The organism is Pseudomonas sp. GW821-FHT09E12 (assembly GCF_059416085.1).
Map to the genome: position 1 here is coordinate 441,922 of NZ_JBWKOM010000005.1, position 14,848 is coordinate 456,769.

General features: G+C 65.1%; 12 protein-coding genes. 7 read left to right on the plus strand and 5 right to left on the minus strand.

The features are described from left to right. Positions 1 to 8 precede the first annotated feature (8 nt). The 5 genes from pyrR to gshB all read right to left on the minus strand — a co-directional run bounded on the left by pyrR (position 9) and on the right by gshB (position 3,812). Complete coding sequence (pyrR, locus tag AC07PQ_RS17185; protein ID WP_493185940.1) at positions 9 to 515, minus strand: bifunctional pyr operon transcriptional regulator/uracil phosphoribosyltransferase PyrR; 507 nt, start codon at positions 513 to 515, stop codon at positions 9 to 11. A 121-nt stretch (positions 516 to 636) separates the two neighbouring features. After that, positions 637 to 1,074, minus strand: coding sequence for a Holliday junction resolvase RuvX (ruvX, locus tag AC07PQ_RS17190; protein ID WP_009046019.1), 438 nt, complete (start codon positions 1,072 to 1,074; stop codon positions 637 to 639). Beyond that, positions 1,074 to 1,643 (minus strand): YqgE/AlgH family protein, encoded by a 570-nt coding sequence (locus tag AC07PQ_RS17195; RefSeq protein ID WP_053262979.1) that lies wholly within the window; start codon positions 1,641 to 1,643, stop codon positions 1,074 to 1,076. Before AC07PQ_RS17195 ends, ruvX begins: the two co-directional genes overlap by 1 nt. 192 nt (positions 1,644 to 1,835) lie before the next feature. Then, positions 1,836 to 2,735: an energy transducer TonB gene (locus tag AC07PQ_RS17200; RefSeq protein WP_007929970.1), complete on the minus strand. Its 900-nt coding sequence runs from the start codon at positions 2,733 to 2,735 to the stop codon at positions 1,836 to 1,838. Positions 2,736 to 2,855: 120 nt separating this feature from the next. Further along, a complete protein-coding gene (gshB, locus tag AC07PQ_RS17205; protein WP_053262978.1) occupies positions 2,856 to 3,812 on the minus strand; it encodes a glutathione synthase in 957 nt (318 codons plus the stop codon). A 236-nt stretch (positions 3,813 to 4,048) separates the two neighbouring features. On the opposite strand from gshB, the gene pilG reads away from it, so the two are divergent. From pilG to AC07PQ_RS17240, 7 genes are all read left to right on the plus strand, one after another. Further along, a complete protein-coding gene (gene pilG / locus AC07PQ_RS17210; protein WP_007929962.1) occupies positions 4,049 to 4,456 on the plus strand; it encodes a twitching motility response regulator PilG in 408 nt (135 codons plus the stop codon). Positions 4,457 to 4,499: 43 nt separating this feature from the next. Beyond that, positions 4,500 to 4,865 carry a twitching motility response regulator PilH gene (pilH, locus tag AC07PQ_RS17215; protein WP_007929961.1) on the plus strand — a complete coding sequence of 122 codons (366 nt, stop codon included), beginning with the start codon at positions 4,500 to 4,502 and terminating at the stop codon, positions 4,863 to 4,865. Positions 4,866 to 4,876: 11 nt separating this feature from the next. Next, the gene (locus AC07PQ_RS17220) at positions 4,877 to 5,416 is read left to right on the plus strand and encodes a chemotaxis protein CheW (RefSeq protein WP_087089552.1); all 540 of its coding nucleotides are present in this window, start codon (positions 4,877 to 4,879) and stop codon (positions 5,414 to 5,416) included. 97 nt (positions 5,417 to 5,513) lie between these two features. Next, positions 5,514 to 7,577, plus strand: coding sequence for a methyl-accepting chemotaxis protein (locus tag AC07PQ_RS17225; RefSeq protein ID WP_037035562.1), 2,064 nt, complete (start codon positions 5,514 to 5,516; stop codon positions 7,575 to 7,577). Between the two features lie 30 nt (positions 7,578 to 7,607). Continuing rightward, entirely contained in the window at positions 7,608 to 13,562 is a 5,955-nt protein-coding gene (locus tag AC07PQ_RS17230; RefSeq protein WP_493185941.1) for a hybrid sensor histidine kinase/response regulator, read from the plus strand. Next, on the plus strand, positions 13,555 to 14,010 hold the full coding sequence (locus AC07PQ_RS17235; RefSeq protein WP_009046013.1) for a chemotaxis protein CheW: 456 nt from the start codon (positions 13,555 to 13,557) through the stop codon (positions 14,008 to 14,010). The genes AC07PQ_RS17230 and AC07PQ_RS17235 overlap by 8 nt, the downstream gene beginning before the upstream one ends. 401 nt (positions 14,011 to 14,411) lie before the next feature. Then, complete coding sequence (locus AC07PQ_RS17240; protein WP_493186016.1) at positions 14,412 to 14,717, plus strand: hypothetical protein; 306 nt, start codon at positions 14,412 to 14,414, stop codon at positions 14,715 to 14,717. Positions 14,718 to 14,848 lie beyond the last annotated feature (131 nt).

Below are 14,848 nucleotides of genomic sequence, written 5' to 3' on the forward strand. Positions count from 1 at the left end.
GGGGCGAATTAAAGGGCGAGGTCTTGAAGCTCGAGTTGAAGCGGCGCAGGACCGGACAATTTTACCCGCTCGTGGGCGGCCAGCGACAGGGTGGCGCCGACCACGTTCGGACGAATCGGCAGCTCGGCGGCGTCCAGGTCCAGCAGGCAGACCAGGGTCACGCTGGCCGGGCGGCCGTAGTCGAACAGCTCGTTGAGGGCAGCGCGGATGGTACGGCCGCTCATCAGCACGTCGTCGATCAGGATCAGGTGCTGGCCCTCGATCTCGAACGGCAGCTCGGAAGGGCGAACTTGCGGATGCAGGCCGTTCTGGCTGAAGTCGTCGCGGTAGAAGGACACATCCAGGGTGCCCAGCGGCGCGTCGCTGCCCAGTTCGGCGAGCAGGGCCTGGGCGACCCAGACGCCGCCGGTACGGATGCCGATATAGCGGGGCTCGCTGATGGCGCGTTGTTCCAGGTGGGCGGTGAGACGCACGGCTATCTGGCTGATCAGTTCGGCGGGATTGGGCAGGCTCATGATTGCTCCTTCGTGGGCCCGCGCCTGGTTGCATGCAGCAAGGCGCAGGGTCTTACGGCTGGTGTTGTGGCCAGGAGGCGCGTGGCCGGGGGTTGACCACGCATCTTCAGGATTCGGCGTTTCAGTTGTTCAACAGCGCTGCGTTTTCGTCGAGCCAGCCTTGCAGCAGCAGGGCGGCGGCGATGGCGTCGACCGGGTTGTCGCGGTAACTGCCTTTCTGGCCGCCGCGGGCCAGGCGTTCGCCCTTGGCCTCGAAGGTGGTCAGGCGTTCGTCATGGGTATAGAAGGGCAGGTTGTAGCGGCCATTGAGGCGCCGGGCGAATTTCTCGGCGCGCACGCACATCTCGCTCGGGGTGCCGTCCATGTTCAATGGCAGGCCGACCACCACCGCATCCGGCTTCCATTCCTTGATCAGGGCTTCGACCTGATTCCAGTCCGGCACGCCGTTCTGCGCCTTCAGGGTGCACAGCTCGCGGGCCTGGCCGGTGATGGCCTGGCCGACCGCCACGCCGATCTGCTTGGTGCCGTAGTCGAACCCGAGGATCAGTCGCAGGGCCATCAGGCGTGGCCCGCCTGGCTGGTCAGCAGGGCGAGGTTGATGCCCAGGTGCCTGGCTGCCGCTTCCAGGCGCAGTTCGCTGCTGGTGTTGAACAGGATGTCGGCGTCGAACGGGCAGGTCAGCCAGGCGTTGTCCGCCAGCTCGGCTTCCAGCTGCCCGGCTTCCCAGCCGGCATAACCGAGGGCGATCAGGCTTTTGGCCGGACCGACGCCATCGGCGATGGCGAACAGCACGTCCTGGGACGTCGACAGCGACAGGCCGTCCAGCTCGACCGTGGCCTGGAAGGTCGGGCCGCTGGGGTGCAGGACAAAACCGCGATCGGTCTGCACCGGGCCGCCGATGAAGATCGGCACATGCTGGCAGAGCGCTGGCGGGTCGATCTCGGGGCGCAATTGCTCGAGGATATCGGCGAGGTTCAGGTCCTGCGGACGGTTGACCACCAACCCCATGGCGCCATTGGCATTGTGCTCGACGATGTAGGTCAAGGTGTGCGCAAAGTTCGGGTCGGCCATGTGCGGCATGGCGATCAGGAAGTGATGCTTGAGGTAGCTGGGGCTGACGTTTTTCATGAGCGCTAGTGTGGCGGTGGAGGGGCGAACTGACAAGCTGGGGATGTGTGGCTCCGGGCATTTTGCTCGGCCTTTTGCGGCGGTGCCGGCGTCGGCGCCATCGCGAGCAAGCTCGCTCCTACAGGGATGGCGCAGGACCTGTAGGAGCGAGCTTGCTCGCGATAAGGCCAGGCGGACGGTTTCGCCCTGGAATCAGTTGCTGGACAGTCGGTCGCCGCGGGCGAACTTCCAGGTGCGGATGATCTCCAGGCGGTCGATATCCGACAGGTCGCCGGTAAAGGGCGCGAACGGTGCGGCCAGGCGCACGATGCGTTGCGCCGCCTGGTCCAGCAGCGGCTGGCCGGAGGACTCCAGTACCAGCACCTCGTACAGAGAACCGTCGCGGTTGATCGAGACCATCAGCCGCAGGTTGCCGTAGATCTGCTTGCGCCGGGCTTCTTCCGGGTAGTTGAGGTTGCCGATGCGCTCGACCTTCTTGCGCCACTCGTCCTTGTACCAGGCGCCCTTGTCGCGCATGGTCGAGGCCGCGCTCAGGCGGTGGATGCGCGGGCGCTTGGCGTACAGCTGCTGCTCCTGGGCCAGTTCGGCCTCCAGGCTGGCGATGTCGCTGGACAGCTGCTCGCTGTCGAACGTCGGCACGGGAACCTTGGGTTTGGCCTCGGTCTTGACCTCTTCACGCTTGGTGACGGTCTTTTTCGGCTTCGGCGCGGTAGTGGCGACCGCGGCCTTGGGCGCGGCTTCCTTGACCTCGGTCTTGGCCGGAGGCGGCGGGGTGACCTTATTGACTTTGTTTTCCTGGAACGGCGCCACTTCGGTGGTCTTCGGGATCGCTTTCTTGTCCAGGGTGCCGCTGCCTTGCTGGTTTTCCTGGGCGAGGAAATCGGCCTTCTTCGGCTTGGTCTCGCTCTTGAAAGTGGCCAGGGTAATTTCCAGGGTCTTGCTGATCTGCTTGGGTTCGGCGAAGGAGAAACCCAGGCCGAGAATCAGCGCGATATGCAGCAGGGCGGCCAGGAACAGGGTAAACCCCAGGCGATCGGCCGGGCGCACGCCGCTGTGAGCCAGCTCGGGGGGCAGATCGGAAGGGAGAGCCATCAGCGGTTCACAAAAGTCATCAGCGGTTCAACATCACAAAAAGCATCACAAGACCAACATCGCGCGTTTCACAGGCGGCGCATGATAACGCAATGTTGGTTTGTGCTTGGCAGTTCTGGATCAACGAGCCTTGAGCTTCTGATCGATGGCATCCATCAGCATTGCGCCGATGTTGGTGCCAAAGGCGTTGTCGATCTCGCGGATGCAGGTCGGGCTGGTGACGTTGATTTCGGTCAGGTGCTCGCCGATCACGTCGAGCCCCACGAACAGCAGGCCTTTCTCGCGCAGGGTCGGGCCGACCTGTGCGGCGATCCAGCGATCTTTCTCGGTCAGCGGCCGGGCTTCGCCACGGCCACCGGCGGCAAGGTTGCCACGGGTTTCACCCTGGGCGGGAATCCGCGCCAGGCAGTAATCCACAGGTTCGCCGTCGATCATCAGGATGCGTTTGTCGCCATCGACGATGGCCGGCAGGTACTCCTGGATCATGATCTGCTGCTTGCCATGCTGGGTCAGGGTTTCGAGGATCACCGAGAGGTTCGGGTGGCCAGCGGTGTGACGGAAGATCGACGAGCCGCCCATGCCGTCCAGCGGCTTGAGGATCACGTCGCCGTGATGGTCGGCGAATTCGCGCAACACGTCCGGACGACGGCTGACGATGGTCGGCGGCGTGCACTGCGGGAACAGGGTGGCGAACAGCTTTTCATTGCAGTCACGCAGGCTCTGCGGCTTGTTGACCACCAGCACGCCGTCGCGCTCGGCCTGCTCCAGCAGGTAGGTGGAGTAGACGAACTCCATGTCGAACGGTGGGTCCTTGCGCATCAGGATCACGTCCAGCTCGCTCAGGGCGCTGTCGGTCTCGGCTTCCAGTTCGAACCACTTGTGCGGGTCGGCGAACACCTTCAGCGGACGCATCCGCGCCCGGGCCACGCCACCGGTCGCCTGGTACAGGTCGCGCTGTTCCATATAGAACAGGGTCCAGCCGCGCTCCTGGGCGGCCAGCAGCATGGCCAGCGAGCTGTCCTTCTTATAGGAGATGCTGGCGATAGGGTCCATGACAATCCCGACGCGAACGCTCATGGGCGGTTTCCTCGAAAATTAGTGGGCGCAATGGCTTGCAAAATTGGCGTCAGAGTGGCGTCCGGGCGGTTCCCGGTCAAGGAAAAACCACCGCGCCGGTCGGCCGATAGATTGCATGGGGAGAGTATGCTAAAAAGGCTCGCATGCCGTGCTCAGGCCTTGAACATCAAGGGCTTGAGGCATTGGCCACCAGTACGGGCAGAAAATCGATTCGCTGTGGCGATGGTAGAGCAGATATGGAACAGCAATCCAGCGCCCTCAAGGTGATGGTGATCGATGATTCGAAGACGATTCGCCGCACGGCCGAAACGCTGCTGAAGAATGTGGGCTGTGAAGTCATCACCGCGGTCGACGGTTTCGAGGCCCTGGCCAAGATCGCCGACAACCACCCGGGCATCATTTTCGTCGACATCATGATGCCGCGGCTCGATGGCTATCAGACCTGCGCGTTGATCAAGAACAACAGCGCGTTCAAGTCCACGCCGGTGATTATGCTGTCCTCCAAGGACGGTCTGTTCGACAAGGCCAAGGGTCGCATCGTCGGCTCTGACCAGTTTTTGACCAAGCCTTTCAGCAAGGAAGAGCTGCTGAGCGCGATCAAGGCCCATGTGCCGGGGTTCGCCGCAGTAGAACAAGCACATTGAGGTTCGGCCAGCGGGCCGCACGCCTATTCGTATGGGGAAGACCATGGCTCGTATTCTGATCGTCGATGACTCGCCGACTGAAATGTACAAACTGACCGGCATGCTGGAAAAGCACGGCCATGAAGTCCTGAAGGCCGAAAACGGCGCCGACGGCGTGGCCCTGGCGCGCCAGGAAAAGCCCGACGCGGTCCTGATGGACATCGTCATGCCCGGCCTCAATGGTTTCCAGGCGACCCGTCAGTTGACCAAGGACGCGGAAACCAGCCATATCCCGGTGATCATCATCACCACCAAGGATCAGGAAACCGACAAGGTCTGGGGCACTCGCCAGGGCGCCAAGGATTACCTGACCAAGCCGGTCGACGAAGACACCCTGATCAAGACCCTGAACAGCGTCCTGGCCGGCTGACCGCCCGCGCCATGGCCGAGTCGCAAACCGCCTTCGAACTGCTGCTCGAGATCGACCAGCGCTGCCGCCTGCTGGCAGCCGACCTGCCTTCCCAGGAAACCCGCCAGCACGGCTGGAGCGGTATCGGCTTTCGCATCGGCGAGCATTGGTATGTGGCGCCGATGGGCGAAGTCAGCGAAGTCCTGCACGAGCCCCGTTACACCCTGCTGCCCGGGGTCAAGCCCTGGGTGAAAGGCGTGGCCAACCTGCGCGGACGGCTGCTGCCGATCATGGACCTGTGCGGGTTCTTCGGCCATGAGCTGTCGGCCCTGCGCAAGCAGCGGCGGGTGCTGGTGGTCGAGCACAAAGAGGTGTTCGCCGGCTTGATGGTGGACGAGGTGGCCGGCATGCAGCACTTCGAGCAGAGCAGCCTGGAAACCGCGGCCAGCGCTAGCGAACAGGGCGCCATCACGCCGTACCTGCGGGGGTATTTCCCGTGCGAGCAGGTCTGGTGGGTATTCAGTCCCTTCGCCCTGGCGCAGTCGCCGGGGTTCCTGGATGTGGCGCTGTAGGCGCGAGACCTGCTCGCGATGAATATTGCGCGATGAACCTGCAGGACCGCGCCGTCCATGGCGCGGGCAACAGAACAACCGGAGTTCAGGTGTGCAGATGCTAAAAGCCAACCCAGGCAAGCCAATGGAGGGATCGCGCAGCCGCTCGCAGATCATCGTGCTGTTCATCGCCCTGATCGTGTTCATCATGCTGCTGTTCGCCAACTTCGCTTACCTCAACACCCAGGCCACGTACGACAAGCAGTACATCGGCCACGCCGGCGAGTTGCGGGTGCTGTCCCAGCGCATCGCCAAGAACGCAACGGAAGCCGCGGCGGGCAAGGCCGCGGCATTCAAGCTGCTGGGCGATGCGCGCAACGATTTCGCCCAGCGCTGGGGCTACCTGAAAAAAGGCGACCCGGCCACCGGGCTGCCCGCCGCGCCGGTGGCGGTGCGTCAGGAAATGCGCGCGGTGCAGCAGGACTGGGACAAGCTGCTGCACAACGCCGACGCGATCCTGGCCAGCGAACAGACCGTATTGTCCCTGCATCAGGTGGCCGCGACCCTGGCGGAAACCGTGCCGCAGTTGCAGGTCGAGTATGAAAAGGTCGTGGAAATCCTCCTGCAGCGCGGCGCTCCGGCGGCCCAGGTGGCCATGGCGCAACGCCAGTCGTTGCTCGCCGAGCGCATTCTCGGCGCGGTGAATACTGTGCTGGCCGGCGACGAAAACGCGGTGCAGGCCGCGGATGTCTTCGGCCGTGACGCGGCGCGTTTCGGCCAGGTGCTGAGCGGCATGCTCCAGGGCAACCCGACCCTGAAGATCAGCCAGGTCGAGGACCGCGATGCGCGGGCGCGCCTGACTGAGATCAGCGAGCTGTTCCAGTTCGTCTCAGGCTCAGTGGACGAAATTCTCGAAACTTCCCCTGAGCTGTTCCAGGTTCGCGAATCGGCGAGCAATATCTTCAGCCTGTCGCAGACCCTGCTCGACGAGGCCTCGCACCTGGCCATCGGCTTCGAGAACCTGGCCGGCGGGCGTTCGCTGGACACCATCGGCGGTTATGTCCTGGGCCTGGCGGCGCTGGCCTCGATCATCCTCATTGGCCTGGTGATGGTCCGTGAAACCAATCGCCAGCTGCACGAGACCGCGGAGAAGAACGAGCGCAACCAGAACGCGATCATGCGTTTGCTGGACGAGATCGAAGACCTGGCCGACGGCGACCTCACCGTGACCGCCTCGGTGACCGAGGACTTCACCGGCACCATCGCCGACTCGATCAACTATTCCGTGGACCAGCTGCGCGACCTGGTGGCGACCATCAACCTCACCGCCGGCCAGGTCGCCGGCGCGGTGCAGGAAACCCAGGCCACCGCGATGCAACTGGCCGAAGCCTCGGAGCATCAGGCCCAGCAGATTTCCGAAGCCTCCACCGCGATCAACGAAATGGCCCAGTCGATCGATCAGGTGTCGGCCAACGCCGCCGAGTCCTCGGCGGTGGCCGAGCGTTCGGTGGAGATCGCCAACAAGGGCAACGAGGTGGTGCACAACACCATCCACGGCATGGACAACATCCGCGAGCAGATCCAGGACACTGCCAAGCGCATCAAGCGCCTGGGCGAGTCGTCCCAGGAAATTGGCGACATTGTCAGCCTGATCGATGACATTGCCGACCAGACCAATATCCTCGCCCTCAACGCGGCGATCCAGGCCTCCATGGCCGGGGATGCCGGGCGCGGCTTCGCGGTGGTGGCCGATGAGGTGCAGCGCCTGGCGGAACGTTCTTCGGCGGCGACCCGGCAGATCGAGACCCTGGTGCGGGCGATCCAGACCGACACCAACGAGGCGGTGATCTCCATGGAGCAGACCACCTCGGAAGTGGTGCGCGGCGCCCGGCTGGCGCAGGATGCCGGGGTGGCCCTGGAAGAAATCGAAGGCGTCTCCAAGACCCTGGCGGCGCTGATCCAGAGCATCTCCAACGCCGCCCAGCAGCAGACGTCGTCGGCCGGACAGATATCCTTGACCATGAACGTGATCCAGCAGATCACTTCACAGACTTCGTCCGGCTCGACCGCGACGGCCGAGAGCATCGGCAACCTGGCGAAAATGGCCAGCCAGCTGCGGCGCTCGGTGTCCGGTTTCACCTTGCCGGCCGGTCGCGAGCAGACGCCGCGGGACAACCGCTGAGGCCGGAGCACGACTTTGATGGGAATGGTAATGGGTGATCGGCACGACTATGTGGCCCTGGAATGGGTCAAGGGCGAAATTGCCGAAACGCTGAAGCAGGCCCACCAGGCGCTCGATCATCTGGTCGACGAGCCGCAGGCGGTGGAAGCGCTCGAACAGTGCCTGGACTGCATCCATCAGGTCCACGGCAGCCTGCAGATGGTCGAGTTCTATGGTGCGGCGCTGCTTGCCGAAGAAATGGAAGCCCTGACCCTGGCCCTGCGCGAGCACCGCGTGGCCCAGCGGGACGAGGCGATCTATCTGCTGCGCCAAGCCATCAGCCAGTTGCCGCAGTACCTCGACCGGGTGCAAAGCGCGCGCCGCGACCTGCCGCTGGTGGTGTTGCCGCTGCTCAACGACCTGCGCAGCGCCCGGGGCGAAGGCCTGCTGAGCGAAACCAGCCTGTTCAGCCCGCAGCTGCCGGACCTGCCGGCGCTGGACCAGGCGGCACTGAACCGCCTGGCGCCCCCCGACCTGACCATCCTGCTGCGCAAGTTGCGGCACATGCTGCAAACCGCGCTGGTCGACCTGCTGCGCGAACAGGATGTGAAAAACAGCCTGGGCTACATGGCCAAGGTCTTCGAGCGCCTCCAGGTGTTGTGCCAGAACGCCCCGCTGGGGCCCTTGTGGCAGATCGCCCTGGCCCTGGTGGAAGGCATGGGCAGCGGGGCGATCGCCAACAGCCCGGCGGTGCGCAGCCTGCTCAAGGATGCCGACCGCGAACTCAAGCGTCTCTATGAACAAGGCATCGCCGGGGTCAACCAGGCGGCCCCCGACGAACTGCTGAAAAGCCTGCTGTTTTACATCGCCAAGGCCCGCTACCCCACCGCGCAGATGCAGACCATGAAAGACACCTACGGACTCGATGACGCTTTGCCCGACAATGCGCTGGTCGACCAGGAGCGGGCGCGCATGGCCGGTCCCGACCGCGACGCCATGCGCTCGGTGCTGGCGGCCCTGTGCGAAGAGCTGGTGCGGGTCAAGGAACGCCTGGACCTGTTCGTGCGCAGCGACCGCCAGCACGCGTCGGACCTGGACAGCCTGCTGGCGCCCCTGCGGCAGATCGCCGACACCCTGGCGGTGTTGGGTTTCGGTCAGCCGCGCAAGGTCATCATCGACCAGCTGGCGGTGGTGCTGAGCCTGGCCCAGGGCCAGCGCGAACCGAATGACGCGGTGCTGATGGATGTCGCCGGGGCTCTGCTGTATGTCGAGGCGACTCTGGCCGGCATGGTCGGCCCGGCCGAACCCGAGAGCCGCGAAGAAAGCCGCCTGCCGACCACCGACCTGACCCAGATCCACCAACTGGTGATCAAGGAGGCGCGGATCTGCCTGCAGCAGGCCAAGGACCTGATCGTCGACTACATCGACGCCGGTTGGGACCGCGAACACTTGCAGGCGCTGCCGGAGCTGCTGACCCAGGTGCGCGGCGCCCTGGCGATGATTCCCCTGGGCCGTGCGGCGGGCCTGCTGCAAGCCTGCATCGGCTTTGTGCGCGAACACCTGCTGCTGGACCCGCGCCAGCCCGGCTGGCAGCAGCTGGACAATCTGGCCGACGTGATCACCAGCATCGAGTATTACCTGGAGCGCCTGAGCGACGATCCCCAGGCGCCGGGGGAAAAGATTCTCGACGTGGCCGAGCAGGGCCTGGCCGCGCTGGGCTATGCGCCACAAAAGCGGGCGCCGGACGAGTGGCTGCCGAACGAACAGGTGCCGCTGCTCAGCGATGTGCTCAGCCCCAACGAAGCCCTGGTGATGCAGGACCTGCAGGAGCTGGACAGCCCGGAAGTGGCGCAGTCCCTGGCCGATGTACTGGCAAGCCCGGTCTCGGCGCTCAACCCGCCAGCGCTGGACACACCGGGCAGCCTGTTGCCGCCGCCGGGTGATGAAACGCCGGTGGACGACGAACTGCGCGAAGTCTTCCTCGAAGAGACCGACGAAGTGCTCGACGTGCTGCGCGAGTACCTGCCGCGCTGGGCCGCCGAGCCCCACGGCAAGGCGGCGTTGGGCGAACTGCGCCGGGCCTTCCACACCCTCAAGGGCAGCGGGCGGATGGTGCGCGCGCTGGTGCTGGGCGAACTGGCCTGGGCCGTGGAGAACCTGCTCAACCGGGTCCTGGAACACAGCGTGGGGCCTGGGCCGCAGGTGCGGCAATTGCTTGAAGAGGTCGTGCAGTTGCTGCCGGAGCTGGTCGCCGAGTTCGCCGCCCAGGCCCAGCGCCAGCGCGACGATGTCGACCGCCTGGCTGCCCGGGCGCATGCCCTGGCCAAGGGCGACACGGCGTCGCTAGACGGCTTGGCAGACGAGCTCGACCCGCAGTTGCTGGAGATCTTCCGCAACGAGGCCGAAACCCATCTGGAGAGCATCAAGCGCTTTCTCGAGCAGGCTGCCGAGCACCTGCCGCTGCAGGCCAGCGACGAATTGCAGCGCGCCTTGCACACCCTCAAGGGCAGCGCCTACATGGCCGGCGTGCTGCCGATCGCCGAGCTGGCGGCGCCGCTGGACCTGCTGGCCCGGGAATACCGCGCGCACCTGATGGCCCTGGACCTGGACGAGGTCGAGCTGCTGCTGGAGGCCGAAGGCCTGTTTCGCCGCAGCCTGCAACAGCTGGGCAGCGATCCGCTGGCACCCATCGAAGGCGCCGCCGACCTGATCGAACGGGTCAAGGCACTGACCGCCGAGCGCCTGGAAGCCCTGCTCAACGCCCCCAATACCGGGCTGCGGGTCAAGCGCGATGCGCAGTTGATCAGCAGTTTCCTGGCCCAGGGCATGGACATCCTGCTGGATGCCGAAAACCTGCTGCGCCGCTGGCAACAGCACCCCGGCGAGCGCCAGGAGCTCAGCGCCCTGCTGGACGAGTTGACCACCCTTGGCGAAGGCGCGCACCTGGCGGACCTGCAGCCGATGGATGAGCTGTGCGAAGCGCTGCTGGACCTGTACGGCGCCGTGGAAGAAAGCAGCCTGGCGGTGGGCGAACGGTTTTTCCATGAGGCAGAAAACGCCCACGAAGCCCTGATCAACATGCTCGACGAACTGGCCGCCGGCCAGGAAATCAGCCCGCAACCGGCCATGGTCCGGGCCTTGCGCGAACTGCTCGAGGAAAGCCTCGACCCCTCGGCCATGGGCCTGATCCGCAGCGACGGCAGCCGCACCCTGAGCATCACCGACCTGGCCAGTGCCACCGCCGAGATGGAGCAGGAGGCGCAGATCGAGGTGGAGGGGCCGGACGATGAAATCGTGGCGATCTTCCTCGAAGAGGCGATGGATATTCTCGAAAGCGCCGGCCAGGCCTTGCAGCGCTGGCTGGCCGACCCGGACAACGGCGCGCCGCTGTCTTCCCTGCAGCGCGACCTGCACACTCTCAAGGGCGGCGCGCGCATGGCCGAAGTCGGGCCGGTGGGCGACCTGGCCCAGGAACTGGAGAATCTCTACGAAGGCCTGGTGGATCGCCGGTACCAGCATGGCGAGGCCTTGGTCGATCTGCTGCAACGCAGCCATGCGCAACTGGCGCTGCTGTTGCAGCAATTGCAGGCACAGCAAGCGCTGAGCGACCCCAAGGCGCTGATCGAAGCGATCCGCGGTTTTCGCCAGCGCAGCGGGGTCACCAGCGAGGTGTCCGAGGCCGCGGTGACCGACGATTCGGCGGCCCACGATCCGGAGCTGCTGGAGATCTTCCTCGAAGAAGGCTTCGACATCCTCGACAGTTCCGGCGCGGCGCTGACGCGCTGGCAGGCCGAGCCGGCCAGCCGCCAGGAAGTGGAAACCCTGCTGCGCGACCTGCACACCCTCAAGGGCGGTGCGCGCATGGTGGAGATCGTGCCGATCGGCGATCTGGCCCATGAACTGGAGTTTCTCTATGAGGGCCTGTCCGCGGGTCTGCTGCAACCGAGCCCTGCGCTGTTCGGCCTGTTGCAGAAAAGCCAGGACCGCCTGGCGCAGATGCTCGACGCCGCCCGCGCCGAGCAACCGATCAAGCCGGCCGACAGCCTGATCGAGGCGATTCGCGGCTTTACTCATCCGGCCCAGGCCGAAGCGCTGCCTCTGTTGCTGCCCGACCTTAGCCCGCCGAGCAAGCCCGAACCGCCGGTGGCGCAGGCGGAAGCGGCGGTGGCCGGGGATATGGTCAAGGTCTCGGCCGAGCTGCTGGACGACCTGGTCAACCTGGCCGGGGAAACCTCGATCTTCCGCGGGCGCATCGAGCAACAGGTCAACGATGCGCGGGTGGCCCTGAGCGAAATGGAAACCACCATCGAGCGTATCCGTGACCAGTTGCGCCGCCTGGACACCGAAACCCAGGGGCGGATTCTCAGCCGCCAGCAGGTCGAGGCCGAGCGCCTAGGCTACGAGGAATTCGACCCGCTGGAGATGGACCGCCATTCGCAGTTGCAGCAACTGTCGCGGGCCCTGTTCGAGTCGGCGTCCGACCTGCTCGACCTCAAGGAAACCCTGGACCGGCGCAACCAGGACGCGGAAAACCTGTTGCAGCAGCAAGGGCGGGTCAATACCGAATTGCAGGAAGGCCTGATGCGCACGCGCATGGTGCCGTTCGAGCGTCTGGTGCCGCGCCTCAAGCGCATCGTCCGCCAGGTGGCGGAGGAGTTGGGCAAGGATGTCTCGTTCAGCGTCGGCAACGCCGAGGGCGAGATGGACCGCAACGTGCTGGAGCGCATGGTTGCGCCCTTGGAGCACATGCTGCGCAACGCCGTCGACCATGGCCTGGAGTCCGCCGAGGTGCGCCGCGCCTCGGGCAAGCCGGAGCAGGGGCGGATCACCCTGGACCTGTCCCACGAAGGTGGCGATATCGTTTTCGACATGCGCGACGACGGTGCCGGGGTGCCGCTGGAGGCGGTGCGGCGCAAGGCGATCAAGCGTGGCCTGCTCGCCCCCAATGCCGAGATCAGCGACCGTGACGTGCTGCAATTCATCATGCAGCCGGGGTTTTCCACGGCGGAGAAAATCACCCAGATTTCCGGGCGCGGGGTGGGCATGGACGTGGTCCATGAAGAGGTGCGCCAGCTCGGCGGCTCGATGACCATCGACTCGATCCCGGGGCAGGGCGTGCATTTCCGTATCCGCCTGCCGTTCACCCTGTCGGTCAACCGCGCGCTGATGGTGCAGTGCCTGGAGGAGCAGTACGCGATCCCGCTGAACACCATCGAAGGCATCGTGCGGGTGCTGCCCAACGAACTGGAAAGCTACTACCAACTCGACTCGCCCCATTACCAGTACGCCGGCCAGCGTTATGAGCTGTGTTACCTCGGCGAGCTGCTGCACACCGTGGCCCGGCCGAAACTGTTGGGGCAGAGCCTGCCGCTGCCGGTGTTGCTGGTGCATTACAACGAACACCGGATCGCCGTGCAGGTGGATGCTATGGCCGGCACCCGGGAGATTGTGGTCAAGAGCCTGGGGCCGCAGTTCGCGGCGGTGCAGGGCCTGTCCGGCGCGACCATCCTCGGCGATGGCCGGGTGGTGCTGATCCTCGATCTGCTGGCGCATATCCGCGCCCTGCAAACGCGCTTGCCGGCGCCGCGCATGGCGGCCGGCGACGAAGTGATTGCCGAGGTCGAACCGCTGCGGCCGAGGCTGGTGCTGGTGGTCGACGATTCGGTGACGGTGCGCAAGGTCACCAGCCGCCTGCTGGAACGCCACGGCATGAACGTGCTGACCGCCAAGGACGGGGTCGACGCCATGGCGCTGTTGCAGGAGCACACCCCGGACTTGATGCTGCTGGACATCGAGATGCCGCGCATGGACGGCTTCGAGGTGGCGATGCAGGTGCGCGCCGACCCGCGCCTGCACCAGCTGCCGATCATCATGATCACTTCGCGCACCGGCCAGAAGCACCGCGACCGGGCCATGGCCATCGGCGTCAACGACTACCTCGGCAAGCCTTACCAGGAGTCGGTGCTGCTGGAGAGCATCGCCCAGTGGAGCAGACCCCATGCATGACTACCGCGCCAGCTTCCTCACCGGACTGCTGCTGCCCCTGGCCGACCGCACTCTGATCCTGCCCAACGTCGCGGTGGCCGAATTGATCGACTATCAACGCGGCGAGCCGGCCAGCGACGCGCCGCCCTGGTACCTGCGTTCTGTTGCCTGGCGCGACCGCCAGTTGCCGCTGATCAGCTTCGAGGCCGCTTGCGGCCAGCCCCTGGCCATTGGCGAGCGCGCCCGCATCGTCGTGCTCAATACCCTGGGCGGTCGCGAGCGCCTGAAGTTCATTGCCTTGGTGATCCAGGGCATCCCGCGCTCCTGCCGGCTCGACAGCCAGCTGAGCTACGTCGACGTGCCGCTGTGCCGGCTGGAGAAGGCCGCGGTACAGGTGGGGGAGCAGGTGGCGAAGATTCCGGATCTGTTGGGGTTGGAGGAGATGCTGGTGAAGGCGGGGTTGTCCTAGGTCCTGTCGAGCGGCTTGATCGTTCCCTTTTGGGGACTGATGGGGCGCCACTGATCTGGAGGAGCGGCCGGTTGACGTTCGATTGCCTGTGATGGCCTCGCTACTGATGTTGGACGGTGTACATATCCATTCCTGCGGTCACGGCTACTTATGGTTCCGCCCTTACGGCGGGTCACTTTTGGCAAACGCCCGGAATGCCGGCCCAGCCAAAAGTAACCAAAAGGTCTCGCCCCTGGCGTACGGCCTTCGCTGCGCTCAGGTTCCCTCGCTCCGGCGTCCCGATGGGGCGGGTAGATCAAGATCAAAAGCTGCGCCATGCGCGACCTACCGGTCGGCGCTAAACCCTGTAGCCGCTGCCGAGCCCGCGAGGCTGCGATCGACTGCGCAGCAGGCGCAGGATCTTGAAACCGCTGGAGGACCTTCGGTCCTATCGCAGCCTGCGGCAGCGGCTACAGGTTTGGGGAGGCATCAGGGGAGAGTGGGGCAGATCTGGTTTTGCTGAAGGCAATGGCAACACATTACGGGTTTGCCACCGACGCATCGGTGGCCGATCTTGGTCGGTCGAAACTGTTCACGGGCAGCCTCAACTGCCTGAGCTTCAAGGCGTCCACGACCAAGACTTGCACCACATCGTCAATGCGGCCCATCTGCTGCTGCAGGATGGCTGCGATGCGCTGGATGCCTTGCAGTGGCAGATCGTGGGTTAAGCGCAGCGTTGTTTCCGGGCGTAGGCGAAATGGCTACGCCCTGATCATTACCCTCACCGTAACGATCCAGCACTCTGCTTGATTGATGCCATGCCTCCTGCGCTCCTAAGGTAGCGGCCACGACAGCGAAC